The organism is Neoroseomonas marina (genome assembly GCF_012927745.1).
Classification (GTDB): Bacteria; Pseudomonadota; Alphaproteobacteria; order Acetobacterales; family Acetobacteraceae; genus Neoroseomonas; species Neoroseomonas marina.
In genome coordinates this window covers 201,831-215,717 of record NZ_JABBKX010000002.1, presented here as the reverse complement: position 1 = coordinate 215,717, position 13,887 = coordinate 201,831, and the positions used below count along the sequence as shown (strand labels likewise).

Sequence of the window (13,887 nt, the reverse complement as noted above, 5' to 3'; positions counted from 1 at the left end):
TACAAATTCCGCCTGTAGGGCGTTTGGCCGCGGCACGAGGCTTGCAGCAGGGGCGGCATGGACCTGTCCACGCTGCCCTTCTCCCGCGCCGCCCTGCACGCCGCCTATGCCGGCGGGCTGACGCCGGGCGCTGCCATCGCCGAGGCCCTGCGCCGCCTCGAGGCTGCCGCCGATCCCGGCATCTTCCTCGACATCGCCCCCACTGCCGACCTGGACGCCGCGGCGGCCGCGCTCCCGGCCTTCGACCCCGCCCGCTTCCCGCTCTGGGGCATCCCGGTCGCGGTGAAGGACAACATCGCCGTCGCCGGCCGCCCGATGACCGCCGCCTGCCCCGCCTTCGCCCATGTCCCATCCGAGGACGCCGTCGCCGTCGCCCGGCTGCGCGACGCGGGCGCGCTGATCATCGGCAAGACCAACCTCGACCAGTTCGCCACCGGCCTGGTCGGCGTGCGCACGCCCTATCCGGTGCCGCGCAACGCCGTCGCCCCGGACCGCGTGCCGGGCGGGTCCTCCTCCGGCTCGGCGGTCGCGGTCGCGCGCGGCATCGTCACCGCCGCCCTCGGCACCGACACGGCTGGCTCCGGGCGCATCCCCGCCGCGCTGAACGGCATCGTCGGGCTGAAGCCCTCGGTCGGCGCGGTGTCCTCGCGCGGGATGCTGCCGGCCTGCCGCAGCCTCGACTGCATCTCGGTCTTCGCGACGACGCCCGACGACGCCTGGGCGACCTACCGCGTCATCGCCGGCGAGGATCGCGCCGATCCCTTCAGCCGCCCGATCGCCTGGGCCGAGCCCGGCGTCGTGCCGACGCGCATCGCCATCCCCGCGCCGGCGGACCTTCACATCGACGACGCGCCTGGCCGCGCCGCCTGGGATGCCGCCCGCGCACTGCTGCCGGCCCCCGAGGAAGCGCCCATCACCGGCCTGCTCGACGCCGCGAAGCTGCTCTACGACGGCCCCTGGATCGCCGAGCGGGCCGCCGCCTTCGGCGACTTCGCCGCCGCGAATCCCGGCGCGCTGCATCCGGTGACCGAGGCGATCCTCGCCGGCGCCGCGCGCTTCAGCGCCGTCGACGCCTTCCGCGGCCTCTACCGCCTCGCCGAGCATCGCCGCATCGCCGAGGACTTCTTCGCCCGCTTCGAGGTCCTCGCGGTGCCCTCGGCGCCGAACTTCCCGACGCTCGCGGAGCTCGAGGCCGATCCCTTCGGTCCCAATGCGCGGCTCGGCACCTACACCAACTTCGTCAACCTGCTGGACCTCGCAGCCCTCGCCGTCCCGGGCCCCGCGCGCCCGGACGGTCTGCCCGCCGGCATCACCCTGATCGGGCCGCGCGGCAGCGACGCCGCGCTGATGGCCCTCGCCCGCGACGTCACCGCCCGCCTGGCCCGCCGGCAGGAGCCCCGCGCCGCATGATCGAGATCGCCGTCATCGGCGCCCACCTCACCGGGCTGCCGCTCAACCACGAACTGATCGCCCAGGGCGGCAGCTTCATCCGCGCGACCGGGACGACGCCCTGCTACCGGCTCTTCGCCCTCGCCGGCGGCCCGCCGCGCCGCCCCGGCCTGCTGCGCGTGCCGGGCCGCGAGGGTGCGTCCATCGCCGCCGAGGTCTGGGGCCTGCCGGATGACGGCTTCGGTCGCTTCGTCGCCGGCATCCCCGCGCCGCTGTGCATCGGCACGCTGCTCCTCAACGACGGCACCATGCCCAAGGGCTTCCTCGTGGAACCCGAAGGTCTGACGGGCGCCGAGGACATCACCCGCTTCGGCGGCTGGCGCGCCTATCTCGCCGCCATCGCCGCGCCCACCCCCGCCTGACGCACCATCGAGAAGGACGCCGCCTCATGATCCGTCGCCGCCACCTCCTTGCCGCCGCCGCGCTGGCGCCCGCCGCCGCGCCGCACGTCGCCAACGCCCAGGCCGCCCGCACCGTGAAGGTCGGCTCGCTGCGCCTGATCCATTCGATGACGCCGCATTTCTACCAGCGCTTCGCCCCCGCCGGCCTGACCATCGAGATCATCACCTTCGACAGCCCGACCGACGGCAAGAACGCGGTCGTGACGCGCAGCGTCGATGTCGGCGGCTTCGGCATCGCGGCCGCGACGCTCGGCGCCGCGGCGGGCGAACCCGTCGTCGTGGTCGGCGCATTCTGCAACAAGGGCATGGCGATCGTCGCCAAGAAGGGATCCGGCATCACCGACATCGCCGGGCTGCGCGGCAAGCGCGTCGGCATCTGGCCGGGCTCGACGCAGGAGGTCTTCATCCTCGAGCGCCTGCGCATGACGGGGATGTCGGTGCGCGACATCCAGCCCATCCGCGTCCCCTTCGGCGAGATGCACGCCATGCTCTCCCGCGGCGACATCGACGCCTATGTCGGCGCCGAGCCCGGCCCGGGCCTGTCGATCTCCTCCGGCGTCGGCGAGCTGGTGGAATACCCCTACGGCACCGCCATGGGCGGGCTGAACATGACCATGGGCACCTCCGAGGCGCTGATCGCCCAGGACCCGGCGTTGGTGCGCACCATGCTCGGCATCCACCGCCGCGCCAGCGAATACATGATGGCGAACAAGGCCGAGGTCGCCGAGGCCACCGTCCGCATCCTCGGCGCCCCGCGCGCCGCGGTCGACCAGGCGCTCGGCGCCGACAACGTCGAATACACCTGGAAGCTGGACGACACCGTGCTGACCCAGGCTCGCACCTATGCCGAGCACATGCAGTCCCTGCGGCAGATCCGCCAGCTGCCGGACTTCGCGAAGTTCCTCAACCCGCGCTTCTCCAACGAGATCGCGACCTCGTAAGGCAGCGCGGCGATGAGCGTCACCACCACGACCGGCGCGCCGCCCGCGGCCGCCGCGGCACGCCCGTCCATCGGCCTCTGGCAGCGGATGCGCGGCACGGTGCTGGCGCTCATCGTGCCGCTGATCCTGCTGGCCTTCTGGCATGTCGCGGTGAAGGCGGGGATGACGCGGCTCATCCCGTCGCCCTACGATGTCGCGGAATACATGGTCGACTTCGCCTGGGGCGGCATCTGGGACGATGCCTTCTCGGGCACGCTGGTCACGCACCTGCTCGCGTCGATGTCGCGCGTCTATGGCGGCTTCGCCCTCGCCGCGCTGGTCGCCGTGCCGCTCGGCATCCTGATCGGGCGGAACGACACGGTGCGCGCGCTGCTCGATCCCTTCCTGCAGCTGATGCGCCCCATCCCGGTCACCGCCTGGCTGCCGCTGTCGATGATCCTGTTCGGCCTCGGCGCCAGATCGGCCTTCTTCCTGGTCTTCCTCGGCGCCTTCTATCCCATTCTTCTGAACACGATCTTCGGCGTGCGCGGGGTGGAAAAGCGCCTGTTCGAAGCCGCCTCGATGCTCGGCTGCTCGCCCTCGGCGCAGTTCTTCAAGGTGGTGCTGCCCGCCGCCCTGCCGTCGATCTTCACCGGGCTGCGCCTCGGCCTCGGCCTCGCCTGGTTCGTCATCGTGGTCGGCGAGATGACCGGCGTGCCCCAGGGTCTGGGCGCCGTCATCATGGACGGGCGCACCCTGTCCCGCACCGAGCTCGTCATCTGCGGCATGATCGTCATCGGCATCGCCGGCTTCATCTCCGACCGCGTCGTCGTCATGGTCATGAACCGCCTGCTGCGCTGGAGCCCGTCCCACCATGGCTGAGCTGCCGATCCTCGACGTGCGCGGCGTGGGCAAGACCTACGCGTTGAACGGCCAGAAGATCGAGGCCCTGCGCGACGCCAACCTGACCGTGAGGAAGGGCGAGTTCGTCTGCCTGATCGGCGCGTCCGGCTGCGGCAAGTCGACCCTGCTGCGCATCGTCGCCGGGTTCGAGCCGCCTTCCGCCGGACAGGCCCTGATGTGGGACAAGCCGGTCGACGGCCCCGCCCCCGACCGCGGCATGGTCTTCCAGGATTACGGCCTGTTCCCCTGGCTGACGGTGCGCCAGAACATCGGCTTCGGCCCGCAGTCGCGCGGCCTGCCGAAGCAGGAGGTCCGCGACACCGCCGAGCGCTTCGTCAACATGGTCGGCCTGACGCGCTTCGCCGATGCCTATCCGCACCAGCTCTCGGGCGGGATGAAGCAGCGCGTCGCCATCGCCCGCGTGCTGGCGAACGACGCCGACATGGTGCTGATGGACGAACCCTTCGGCGCGCTCGACGCCATGACGCGCGAACGCCTGCAGGACGAGCTGCTCGACATCTGGCAGCGCACCAAGCTGACCGTCCTCTTCGTCACCCATTCGATCGAGGAGGCGATCTTCCTCGCCGACCGCGTGGTCGTGATGGAACCCGGCCCGGGGCGCATCGCCAGCGAGCACCGCATCGAGCTGCCCCGCCCGCGCGACGTCGCCTCCCCCGAGTTCAACGAGGTACGGCGCGAGCTCTCCGCCCGCCTGCACAGCCACCACGCCCGCAAGGCCGCATGACCCGGCCCGTCGAGCGCCTCCGCTACGCCGCCCCCGCCGACCGCCCGCGCCACGCGGGCCCGGGCGGCGCGAAGCTGATCGTCTGGCCTGTCGTGAACGTCGAGAACTGGCTGATCGACAATCCAATGCCGCGCCAGGTCCTCGTCGCGCCCACCGGCGCCGCGCTGCAGCCGGACCTACCCAACTGGGCCTGGCACGAATACGGGATGCGCGTCGGCTTCTGGCGCTTCCATGCACTGTTCGAACGCCTCCGCATCCGCCCGACGCTCTCGGTCAACGGCTCGGTCATCGGCGCCTATCCCCGCGTCGTCGCCGCCGCCCGGGATGCCGGCTGGGAGTTCATGGGCCATGGCTGGTTCCAGGTCCCGACCCACCGCGTCGAGGACCAACGCGCCATGATCGCGCAGACCGCCGAGGCCATCCGCACCTTCACCAGCAAGCCCTGCACCGGATGGCTCGGCCCCGGCCTGACCGAGACCCTCGAGACCCCCGACCTCCTTGCCGAGGCCGGCATCCGCTGGACCGGCGACTTCGTCGTCGACGACCTGCCCGCCCGCATCGCCACCGCGCACGGCACCATGCTCGCCATGCCCTACAGCGTGGAGCTCAACGACATCCCCGTCGTGATGATCCAACACCACGACGAACGGGAACTTCCCCGCCGCGCCCGCCTGCAGGCCGCCCGCCTCCTGCAGGAAGCCGAGGCCGGCGCCGGCTGCAAGGTGATGTGCATCGCCATCCACCCCTACATCACCGGCGTGCCGCATCGCATCGCGGCCCTGGAATCCCTCTGCGCCGACCTCGCCGGCGATCCCCGCATCGCCTTCCTGCAAGGCGACAACATCGCGGACTGGTACCTGGCGAGCGGCGACGCGGCGTAGGAGGTCGTGGCGGGGAGGGCAGAGCCCTCCCTCGTCGCTAGCCCAGCCGTTCGCCGACCGCTCGCACCAGCACTGCCAGCGCCGCGCCGACGTCGGCCATGTCGAGCGCCTCGTCCGGATTGTGGCAGCCCTTCGCGTTGCGTAGGAACAGCATCGCCGACGGCACGCCCATCCCCGCGAAGGTCGCGCAGTCATGCCCGGCACCGGAGGCCATCTTACGCGCCGCTTCTGGGTCGCCCGGCGCGATGCGATCGCCGCCGCCTGGTCGGCCGCGACCTAGGGCATGTGGACCTCGAAGGGCGCGACCTCGACGAATTCGTCATCCGCGCTGCTGCCGTCCTTCCACATGAAGATGGCGAAGCGCGCCGGCCGGTCGATCACGGTGAAGGGGTGGTGCCAGACATCGGCGCCATAGGTCACGCCCTGGTCCGGCCGCGCCAGGAAGGCTTTCGCGCGCGCCATGTCCGGCTTCCCGTCCGCGCCATGCGGCGCGACGATGGCAAGCCACCGCACCGCCTCCATCGGCACGAAGGACTGCGAGGAATGCAGGTGCCGCTCCATCGTCGTGGACGTGATCGGCAGCGCGTTCGGCATCTTGTGGATGAAGGACAGGCTCGCCTTCGCATGGTCCCGCCGGTTCGCCAGCGCTGCGTCGATGTAGACGCGCCCCGGCGCGTCGGGCGCCGCCAGCACTTCCCCGAATGGCGCGAAGGCCTCGGCGGTCAGCGGTTCGGCGATCAGACGCATCGGGCAACTCCGTCCATGTTGCGCCGATGATCGGGCCGCCGGCCGCACCGCGTCCAGGGTCCGCCTCCCTCAGCGCAGCACGAAGTCGGTCATCACCTCCGGCTTGAACGCCAGCCCATGGCCCGGCGTCTCCGGCGCCGTGATCATCCCGTTCGCGATCCTCGGCAGGCTGACGAAGACATCGTCCAGCAGCCCCATCTGCTCCGCCCAGATCGCGTTCGGGATGGACGCCAGAAGATGCACGTTCAGTTCCGGGAACAGATGCGGCGCGATGGTCATGCCCCAGGTGTCGGCCACCGCGGCGATCTTGCGCAGCTCGGTCATGCCCCCGCGCATCGGGTCCGGCTGCAGGATCGGCAGGCGCGGGTTTTCGAGGAACGGCTTCAGGTCCGCCCGCCCGAAATGCGTCTCCCCGCCCACCACGCGCATGTCGAGCATCTCCGCGCAGCGCAGGTAGCCCGCATAATCGTCGGCCAGCACCGGCTCCTCGAGCCAGTAGACGTCGAATTCCTCGAAGCGCCGCCCGGCATGGATCGCCTCGTCGGCGGTCCAGCCCATGTTCACGTCGATCATGATCTCGACATCGGGCCCGACCGCGTCGCGCATCGCGCGGACATTCGCGACATCGGTGCGCCAGTCGCCGATATGCGCGACCTGCATCTTGATCGCCCTGTAGCCCTGCGCGACGAAGTGCCGCGCCTTGGCGACCATCCCGTCTCCGCGCGATCCGCGGAAGCAGCCGCTGCCATAGATCGGGATCTCGCTGCGGCAATGCCCCCACAGCCGGTGCAGCGGCAGCCCCGCCGCCTTGCCCACCACGTCCCACAGCGCGATGTCGATCGCCGACTGCGCCATCATCGCGACGCCGCCGCGCCCGCCGGTCAGCGTCGCGCGCCACAGGTCGCGCCAGATCGCTTCCACCGCGGTTGCGTCACGCCCGATGATGCGGGGCGCCATTGCCTCCTGGATGCAGGCACCGATGGTGCGCTGCAGCGGCAGGTTCAGCAGGTGCAGGTAGCCCATGCCGGTCAGGCCGGACGCGGTCACCACCTCCACCACCACCAGGTCGCGCATCGGCCCCAGCGCATGGCCGGCGAGCCAGGGATCATCGGCCCAGGGCATGCGCAGCAGCGTCGTCCGCACCTCGCGGATGGTCAGGTTGGTCATGACGGCCCTCCGTTGCCGGCAGCCTGCGCGCCGCCCGGCGCCCCGGCAAGACGGCGTTGCCCCCCGCGCGCGGCCTCGCTAGTGAAACGTCATGCGTGATCTCTCCCGCCAGGCGGTGATCGAGCGCCTCCGCCGCGACCCGGCGCCGGAGGTGCTGGTGGTGGGCGCCGGCATCAACGGTGCGGCCGTCTTCCGCGAACTCGCGCTCAACGGCGTGCGCGCCGTGCTCGTCGACCGCGGCGACATCGCCGAGGGCGCCTCCTCGGCCCTGTCGCGCATGGTCCATGGCGGCCTGCGCTACCTCGAGACCGCCGAGCTCGCTTTGGTCCGCGAAGGCGCCACCGAGCGCAACCGCCTGCTGCGCAACGCCCCGCATCTGGTCGGCCCGCTGCGCACCATGGTGCCGCTCTACGACCTCTGGGGCGGCACCTTCGCCGCGATCGCGAAGCTGTTCCGCCGGCCGACCACCTCCGGCCGGCGCGGTGCGATGCTGATCCGCATCGGTCTGATGCTCTACGACTGGCTCGGCAGCCGCGAACGCACCATGCCGCATCACCGCATGCTGTCGCGCGACGCCGCGCTCACCGCCATGCCGGGCCTGACGCGCAGCATCGCCTCGGCCGCGGAATACTGGGACGGCTGGGTCTCGCACCCCGAGCGCATCAACCTCGAACTCGTGCTCGATGCGCTTGCCGCCGCGCCCCAGGCCGACGCGCTCACCTACGCCGCGGCCGAGGGCCTCGGCCCCGAGGGCGTGCGCATCCGCGACACGCTGACCGGCGAGACGCTGACGCTCGCCCCGCGCATCGTCGTCAACGCCGCCGGGGCCTGGATCGATCGCGTCAACGCTCCGCTCGGCATCAACACCCGCATGATCGGCGGGACGAAGGGCTCGCACCTCGTCATCGACCATGACGGGCTGCGCGCCGCGCTCGGCGACGCGATGCTGTATTTCGAGGCGCCGGACGGGCGCACCTGCATCGTCTTCCCCTTCCTCGGCAACGTGCTGCTCGGCACCACCGACATCCGCGTGGAGGACGCCGACGGCGTCCGCTGCGAGGAGAGCGAGATCGACTACCTCTTCGCCGTGCTGAAGGAAGTGCTGCCCGACGTCGCGATCGGGCGCGAGCACATCCGCTACCGCTATTCCGGCGTGCGCCCGCTGCCCTATGTCGACGCCGCGACGCCGAGCCTGATCCCGCGCACCCATTCCCTCGTCCCGAGCGAACCGACGCCCGAGCGCCCCTTTCCCGTCCTGTCGATGGTCAGCGGCAAGTGGACGACCTTCCGCGCCTTCGGGGAACAGGCGGCCGACGAGGTGCTCCATCGCCTCGGCAAGCCGCGCAGCGTCGGCACGCAGTCCCGCCCGATCGGCGGCGGCGCCGGCTTCCCCGCGGACCGCGCCGGCTGGATCCGCGACCTGGCGCGCGAGACCGGCCTGCCCGACACGCGCATCGCCGACTTGCTCGCCCGCTACGGCACCCGCGCGCGGGACGCCGCGCGCGCCATCGCCGCCGGGCCCGACGCGCCGCTCGAGGGCCTGCCCCGCCATTCCTCCGGCGAGATCGCCTGGATCGCGCGGGAGGAGATGGTCGCCCACCTCGCCGACGTGGTCCTGCGCCGCACCCTGGTCGCGCTGCGCGGGGAGGCGAGCGAGGAGGCCGTGCGCGCAATCGCCGCCGTACTGGCCGACACGCTCGGCTGGTCCGCCGCCCGCACGGCCGAGGATGTGGACGCGACCCTCGCCCTGCTGCGGGACCGCCACGGCGCCGGCTATCCGTTGAAGGCGACGCGCCCCGTCTCCGCCACGTCGTAGCCGCCCATCCGCGCGGCGCGCGCGGCGAAGGCCGGCCCCCGCGCGAAGGCCAGCAATGCCTGCAGCGGCGGCTCGAAATAGGCCCGCCGCGGCATCGCCAGGTCGAAGCGTTCCCGCACCAGCGGCACGAAGCCGAGGCCCCGCGCCTCCGCCTCGGCGCGGATGCCGAAGCCGACGCCCGCGCGGCCCTCGGCCACCGCGGCGGCCACTTCGTCCTCGGCCATTGCCGGTTCGGCCAGGAAGGCGATGGCATCGAGCCGGAGCCCCGCCTCGTTCAGCAGATGCACCAGCAGCACGTGGCTGCCGGCGCGATTCTGGCGCCCCGCCACCCACAGCCCTGGCCGCGCCAGGTCCGCGACGCTGCCGAGGCCCAGCGGATTGCCCGGCGCCACCAGCAACCCCTGCTCCCGCCAGGCCCAGGTGATCCCGACATGCCCGCCCGGCCCCAGCACCTCCCGCACCGCCGGCGCGTTCCACTCCCCGCTGTCGGGGTCGAGCAGATGCACCGCCGCCGCCAGCGCCTGCCCCGCCGCCAGCACCTCGAGCCCTTCCAGGCTGCCGCCCGCGCGCAGCGCCAGCCCGCAGCCCGATTGCCGCACCGCCCAGTCGAGCAAGGGATCGTGGCTGCCCGCCAGCACGGGCGGCGGCAGCACCCGGTGCGGCGCATCCCCGCCATCGGCCTTCGCGGCCAGCCAGCGTTCCAGCAACCCGCGCGGGAACACCCATTTCCCGCCCAGCAGTGCCGCCGGCACCTGCCGGGCCCGGGCGAGGTCGTACAGCGCGCGTTCGGACAGCCGCAGCCAGGCGGCGGCCTCCTTCAGGGTCAGGACATCCGGCAACATCCGGCAATTCCCGGCAAATGCCGCGTCGGCGTCAAGCCTCTCCTGCGTTGACGGCATCGCCTGCCATGCGCAACTGAGAGGAACGGGAGACGCGGCGCGGGATGCGGGCATCGGGGAACAGGACGGGATGGCAGGGGGACCGCGCCTGATGCGCGCGCCCGGCACCATCCTGCCGCTCGAAGCCCGCGGCCTCGGCTTCGCGGCCGGCTCCCTGCGCATCCTCTCCGGCATCGACCTGACCATCGCGGGCGGCGCCCCGACCGTGATCCTCGGCCCCAACGGCGCCGGGAAATCCGTGCTGCTGCGCCTGCTGCACGGCCTGCTGGCGCCGACCGAGGGCGAGGTCCGCTGGGCCGGCGCCGGCGGCCACCGCCGCCAGGCCATGGTCTTCCAGCGCCCGGTGCTGCTGCGCCGCTCGGCGCTCGCGAACGTGCTCTACCCGCTCCGCCTCGCCGGGGTCCCGGCCGCCGAGCGCGCCGCCCGCGCCGCCCAGGCGCTGGACCTGGTCGGCCTCGCCGCCCTCGCCGACCGTCCCGCGCGCCGCCTGTCGGGCGGGGAACAGCAGCGCCTCGCCCTCGCCCGCGCCGCCGCGACCCAGCCCGAGATCCTCTTCCTCGACGAACCCTGCGCGAGCCTCGACCCGGGCGCCACCGCCGCGGTCGAGGAGATCATCGCCGCCCTCGCCGCCCGCGGCACCAAGATCGTCATGACGACGCACCATCTCGGCCAGGCGCGCCGCCTCGCCGGGGACGTGGTGTTCCTCCATGGCGGCCGCGTCCTCGAACAGGGCCCGGCCGAGCCCTTCTTCGCCGCTCCCCTGACCGCCGAGGCCGCCGCCTTCCTCCGCGGCGACCTGCTGCCGCGCTGACCGACTTCCCCGGGAGAGACCCATGTTCCGCAGAACCATCCTCGGCCTCGGCCTGGCCATCGTCCTCGCGCTGCCGGCCGCGGCGCAGGACCGCAGCATCACGGTCGCGTCGACCACCAGCACGGAGCAGTCCGGCCTGTTCGGCGACATCCTGCCGATCTTCACGCGAGAGACCGGGATCCAGGTGCGTGTCGTGGCGCTGGGCACGGGCCAGGCGCTCGACGTGGCGCGTCGCGGCGATGCCGACGTCGTCTTCGTGCACGACCGCGCCGCCGAGCAGCGCTTCGTGCAGGAGGGCTTCGGCGGCCCGCGCCACCACGTGATGTACAACGACTTCGTCATCGTCGGCCCGGCCGCCGACCCCGCGCGGATCGCGGGGACCACCGACACCGTCGCCGCCCTGCGCCGCATCGCCGAGGCCCGCGCGCCCTTCGTCTCGCGCGGCGACCGTAGCGGCACCCATGCGGCGGAACTGCGCCTGTGGCAGCAGGCCGGCATCGATCCCGCCAGCGGCCGCGGGCAATGGTACCGGGAGGTCGGCCAGGGCATGGGCCCGGCGCTGAACACCGCCGCCGCGCAGAACGCCTATATCCTCGCGGACCGCGGCACCTGGCTGTCCTTCCGCAACCGCCAGGACCTGAAGATCGTGGTCGAGGGCGATGCGCGCCTGTTCAACCAGTACGGCGTGATGCTGGTGAACCCGCAGCGCCACCCGCATGTGAAGGCGGCGGACGGCCAGCGCTTCATCGACTGGATCCTCTCGCCCGCCGGCCAGGCCGCGATCGCCGCCTACAGGATCAACGGCGAGCAGCTCTTCTTCCCCAACGCCACCCAGCCCGAGCCGACCTCGTAGCCGACGTGCCCGGAGGGGCCTCGGCCCCTCCGCTCACGCCTTCACCCCGCCCAGCGCGCCGCCGCGCCGCGCAGCCCCTGCGCGAGCGTGTTCACCGTCAGCACGATCGCCATCAGCACCATGCCGAGCGCGAGTGCCAGCGGCAGGTCGCCCTTCGAGGTCTCGAGCGCGATCGCGGTCGTCATCACCCGCGTATAGCCCTCGATGTTGCCGCCCACGATCATCACCGCGCCCACTTCCGCCGCCGCCCGCCCGAAGCCCGCGAGCAGCACGGTCGACAGCGCGAAGCGCCCGTCCCACAGCAGCGTCGGCACCGCCTGCAGCGCCGAGACGCGGAAGGAGCGGAACTGTTCCGCATATTCCTCCCACATCCCTTCCAGCACCTGGCGCGCCAGCGCGGCGACGATCGGTGCGATCAGCACCGCCTGCGCGACGATCATCGCCGCCGGCGTGAACAGCAGCCCGAAGGACCCGAGGGGCCCCGATCGCGACAGCAGCAGGTAGATCAGCAGGCCGCACAGTACCGGCGGCAGCCCCATCAGCGCGTTCAGCGCGACCACCACCGCCCCGCGCCCTGGAAACCGCGCCACCGCCAGCAGCGCCCCGAGCGGCAGCCCGACCAGTGCGGCGATGGCGAGCGCGGCGAGGCTCACCTCGAGCGACAGCAGCACGATGCGCACCAGCGCAGGATCGGCGCCGCGCACCAGCGCCGCGGCGGTCCCGAAGGCGCTGGCCAGGTCACCCATGGCGCATCCGGCGGCATCCGGTCACGGGCGTCTCCTCCTCGCCTGCCGTCATCGCGGCAAAGCGGCGGGCGACGCAAGCCTTCTCTCACACGATGCGCAGGATGCCGCGATGGTCGAGCGCCATGGGCGGCATGCCGGGCCGCGCGGCGAAGGTCTCGACCGGATGGAACAGGTAGAGCCAGGGCGGATTCTCCTGCAGCCGCCGCAGGCAGCGCCCATAGGCGGCCGCACGTTCCGCATCGTCCATGGTCCGGCCGGCCGCGGCGAACATCCGCTCGAAGGCCGCGTCGTCATAGCCCTGCCACCACGGCCCCTTCACCAGGGACGAGACCTTGTCGCTCAGCACCCGATAGGTCGAGGCCGGGGTGGAATCGAAGATCGCCATGTCCCCGATCTTCCCGCGCCCGACCTGGCGGGCGTAGTCGGGGCGGTCGTGCTCCTCCTCCACGCGCGCCCGGATGCCGACCCGCGAGAGCTGCTGCGCCACCATGGCGCTGATGTCGGGGGCCTTCTCCGGCATCCGCAACGGGGTGCGGAGCAGCAGCTCGCTGCCGCCCCCGGCCTCGTCGAGCAGCCGCTTCGCAGCGTCCAGGTCCTGCGCCACCGGCGACACCCGCGCCTGCCGGAAGCCGAGGTGGAAGGGGCTTACCGCCGTCGCCGCCGGCAACCCCATGCCGTGGAACACCTCGTCCACGATCGCCTGCCCGTCGACCGCGAGGTTGACCGCGCGCCGCGCCGCGTCGTGCGAGAACAGCCCGCGCCGGCAATCGAGGTAGAACATCACCGACATCGCATTCGCCGCGGCGCCCCAGGCCAGGCCGCCGGCATGGCTGCGCGGGTCGGTCATGCGTTCGAGATGCGTCGCCGCGTCCACCGATCCGTCGGCCACCATGCGATAGCGCAGGTCGGCATCGGGTTCCGCGACGATGCCGATGCGCCGTGGGGTCCGGTCGGGCTCCACCGCCTCGAGCACCGCGCTCGCGCCGGGGACGTGGCGCATCACGCGATAGGGCCCGGTCCCGAGCGTCGCGCCGCCATCCGTCCCGGGGCGCATGTGGTAGAATTCCGACAGGATCTCGGGCAGGTCGGCCACCGGCTCGGGTGTGGAGATCGACAGCAGCCCCGGCCCCTCGGCCGTGATGCGCGCGCCCTGCAGGTAGCGGGCATAGGCCCAGGGCATCCCGAACATGTCGAGGCCCTGGAGATGCGCGCGGATCGTCTCCGCCACCTCCTCGGCCGTGACCGGCCGGTCGTCGTGATAGGTGGCGCGGCGGCGGATGGCGAAGATCCAGGACCGGCCCTCATCCTCGTGCCGCCAGGCGCCGAGCAGCCCCGGCCGCACGCGACCGTCCTGCCAGGTGCAGAGTGGCTCGAAGACCAGGCTGCGCAGGGTCAGGATGGAGGTGTCGTCGGTGACACGCCCTGGCGGCAGGAATTCCACGCGTGGGAGCGCCAGGACCAGCGCATCCGCCATCGACATCCCCTGTTCGGTGGGGCGGCGCCCCTTGTCCGGCACCTTCTCCTAAGGCGCGCGCGCCGGTCCGGCCAG

The 13,887-nt window shown here is 72.5% G+C and carries 15 protein-coding genes; 9 read left to right on the top strand and 6 right to left on the bottom strand.

Translation table 11 applies throughout. From position 1 onward, the window contains the following. Positions 1 to 57: 57 nt before the first annotated feature. Genes atzF through GWK16_RS06235 form a run of 6 tightly spaced genes read left to right on the top strand, consistent with a single transcriptional unit; the run spans position 58 to position 5,299 of the window. Positions 58 to 1,410 carry an allophanate hydrolase gene (atzF, locus tag GWK16_RS06255; RefSeq protein ID WP_248291197.1) on the top strand — a complete coding sequence of 451 codons (1,353 nt, stop codon included), beginning with the start codon at positions 58 to 60 and terminating at the stop codon, positions 1,408 to 1,410. Next, positions 1,407 to 1,811 (top strand): allophanate hydrolase-related protein, encoded by a 405-nt coding sequence (locus GWK16_RS25175; RefSeq protein WP_248291196.1) that lies wholly within the window; start codon positions 1,407 to 1,409, stop codon positions 1,809 to 1,811. Before atzF ends, GWK16_RS25175 begins: the two co-directional genes overlap by 4 nt. A 26-nt stretch (positions 1,812 to 1,837) precedes the next feature. Continuing rightward, complete coding sequence (locus GWK16_RS06250) at positions 1,838 to 2,791, top strand: ABC transporter substrate-binding protein (protein ID WP_170053099.1); 954 nt, start codon at positions 1,838 to 1,840, stop codon at positions 2,789 to 2,791. A 12-nt stretch (positions 2,792 to 2,803) separates the two neighbouring features. Further along, positions 2,804 to 3,652 carry an ABC transporter permease gene (locus tag GWK16_RS06245; RefSeq protein ID WP_170053098.1) on the top strand — a complete coding sequence of 283 codons (849 nt, stop codon included), beginning with the start codon at positions 2,804 to 2,806 and terminating at the stop codon, positions 3,650 to 3,652. Beyond that, entirely contained in the window at positions 3,645 to 4,418 is a 774-nt protein-coding gene (locus GWK16_RS06240) for an ABC transporter ATP-binding protein (protein WP_170053097.1), read from the top strand. The genes GWK16_RS06245 and GWK16_RS06240 overlap by 8 nt, the downstream gene beginning before the upstream one ends. Further along, positions 4,415 to 5,299 carry a polysaccharide deacetylase family protein gene (locus GWK16_RS06235; protein ID WP_170053096.1) on the top strand — a complete coding sequence of 295 codons (885 nt, stop codon included), beginning with the start codon at positions 4,415 to 4,417 and terminating at the stop codon, positions 5,297 to 5,299. Before GWK16_RS06240 ends, GWK16_RS06235 begins: the two co-directional genes overlap by 4 nt. A 37-nt stretch (positions 5,300 to 5,336) precedes the next feature. On the opposite strand, the gene GWK16_RS06230 is transcribed toward GWK16_RS06235, so the two are convergent. The 3 genes from GWK16_RS06230 to GWK16_RS06220 form a co-directional block, all read right to left on the bottom strand. Then, on the bottom strand, positions 5,337 to 5,513 hold the full coding sequence (locus tag GWK16_RS06230) for a M20/M25/M40 family metallo-hydrolase (protein ID WP_170053095.1): 177 nt from the start codon (positions 5,511 to 5,513) through the stop codon (positions 5,337 to 5,339). Between the two features lie 62 nt (positions 5,514 to 5,575). Continuing rightward, positions 5,576 to 6,046: an ureidoglycolate lyase gene (locus GWK16_RS06225; protein ID WP_170053094.1), complete on the bottom strand. Its 471-nt coding sequence runs from the start codon at positions 6,044 to 6,046 to the stop codon at positions 5,576 to 5,578. A gap of 69 nt (positions 6,047 to 6,115) precedes the next feature. Next, the gene (locus tag GWK16_RS06220; protein ID WP_170053093.1) at positions 6,116 to 7,213 is read right to left on the bottom strand and encodes a mandelate racemase/muconate lactonizing enzyme family protein; all 1,098 of its coding nucleotides are present in this window, start codon (positions 7,211 to 7,213) and stop codon (positions 6,116 to 6,118) included. A gap of 91 nt (positions 7,214 to 7,304) precedes the next feature. On the opposite strand from GWK16_RS06220, the gene GWK16_RS06215 reads away from it, so the two are divergent. Then, positions 7,305 to 9,029 (top strand): glycerol-3-phosphate dehydrogenase/oxidase, encoded by a 1,725-nt coding sequence (locus tag GWK16_RS06215; RefSeq protein ID WP_170053092.1) that lies wholly within the window; start codon positions 7,305 to 7,307, stop codon positions 9,027 to 9,029. Here GWK16_RS06215 and GWK16_RS06210 read toward each other — a convergent pair. Next, complete coding sequence (locus GWK16_RS06210; protein WP_170053091.1) at positions 8,987 to 9,871, bottom strand: helix-turn-helix transcriptional regulator; 885 nt, start codon at positions 9,869 to 9,871, stop codon at positions 8,987 to 8,989. The genes GWK16_RS06215 and GWK16_RS06210 overlap by 43 nt on opposite strands. Positions 9,872 to 10,019: 148 nt before the next feature. Between GWK16_RS06210 and GWK16_RS06205 the strand changes: the two genes are divergently transcribed. Continuing rightward, positions 10,020 to 10,739 carry an ATP-binding cassette domain-containing protein gene (locus GWK16_RS06205; protein ID WP_170053090.1) on the top strand — a complete coding sequence of 240 codons (720 nt, stop codon included), beginning with the start codon at positions 10,020 to 10,022 and terminating at the stop codon, positions 10,737 to 10,739. A 22-nt stretch (positions 10,740 to 10,761) separates the two neighbouring features. Continuing rightward, entirely contained in the window at positions 10,762 to 11,592 is an 831-nt protein-coding gene (locus tag GWK16_RS06200) for a substrate-binding domain-containing protein (RefSeq protein ID WP_170053089.1), read from the top strand. A gap of 41 nt (positions 11,593 to 11,633) precedes the next feature. On the opposite strand, the gene GWK16_RS06195 is transcribed toward GWK16_RS06200, so the two are convergent. Next, on the bottom strand, positions 11,634 to 12,338 hold the full coding sequence (locus tag GWK16_RS06195; RefSeq protein WP_170053088.1) for an ABC transporter permease: 705 nt from the start codon (positions 12,336 to 12,338) through the stop codon (positions 11,634 to 11,636). An 85-nt stretch (positions 12,339 to 12,423) separates the two neighbouring features. Next, positions 12,424 to 13,854, bottom strand: a complete 1,431-nt coding sequence (locus tag GWK16_RS06190) for an ABC transporter substrate-binding protein (protein WP_170053087.1) — start codon at positions 13,852 to 13,854, stop codon at positions 12,424 to 12,426. Positions 13,855 to 13,887: the final 33 nt, after the last annotated feature.

Coding starts and splice junctions, on each gene's coding strand:
- GWK16_RS06210 (WP_170053091.1), bottom strand. CDS start 9,871: ATGTTGCCGGATGTCCTGACCCTGAAGGAGGCCGCCGCCTGGCTGCGG.
- GWK16_RS06250 (WP_170053099.1), top strand. CDS start 1,838: ATGATCCGTCGCCGCCACCTCCTTGCCGCCGCCGCGCTGGCGCCCGCC.
- GWK16_RS06205 (WP_170053090.1), top strand. CDS start 10,020: ATGCGCGCGCCCGGCACCATCCTGCCGCTCGAAGCCCGCGGCCTCGGC.
- GWK16_RS06200 (WP_170053089.1), top strand. CDS start 10,762: ATGTTCCGCAGAACCATCCTCGGCCTCGGCCTGGCCATCGTCCTCGCG.
- GWK16_RS06220 (WP_170053093.1), bottom strand. CDS start 7,213: ATGACCAACCTGACCATCCGCGAGGTGCGGACGACGCTGCTGCGCATG.
- GWK16_RS06230 (WP_170053095.1), bottom strand. CDS start 5,513: ATGGCCTCCGGTGCCGGGCATGACTGCGCGACCTTCGCGGGGATGGGC.
- GWK16_RS25175 (WP_248291196.1), top strand. CDS start 1,407: ATGATCGAGATCGCCGTCATCGGCGCCCACCTCACCGGGCTGCCGCTC.
- GWK16_RS06235 (WP_170053096.1), top strand. CDS start 4,415: ATGACCCGGCCCGTCGAGCGCCTCCGCTACGCCGCCCCCGCCGACCGC.
- GWK16_RS06215 (WP_170053092.1), top strand. CDS start 7,305: ATGCGTGATCTCTCCCGCCAGGCGGTGATCGAGCGCCTCCGCCGCGAC.
- GWK16_RS06195 (WP_170053088.1), bottom strand. CDS start 12,338: ATGGGTGACCTGGCCAGCGCCTTCGGGACCGCCGCGGCGCTGGTGCGC.
- GWK16_RS06240 (WP_170053097.1), top strand. CDS start 3,645: ATGGCTGAGCTGCCGATCCTCGACGTGCGCGGCGTGGGCAAGACCTAC.
- GWK16_RS06245 (WP_170053098.1), top strand. CDS start 2,804: ATGAGCGTCACCACCACGACCGGCGCGCCGCCCGCGGCCGCCGCGGCA.
- atzF (WP_248291197.1), top strand. CDS start 58: ATGGACCTGTCCACGCTGCCCTTCTCCCGCGCCGCCCTGCACGCCGCC.
- GWK16_RS06225 (WP_170053094.1), bottom strand. CDS start 6,046: ATGCGTCTGATCGCCGAACCGCTGACCGCCGAGGCCTTCGCGCCATTC.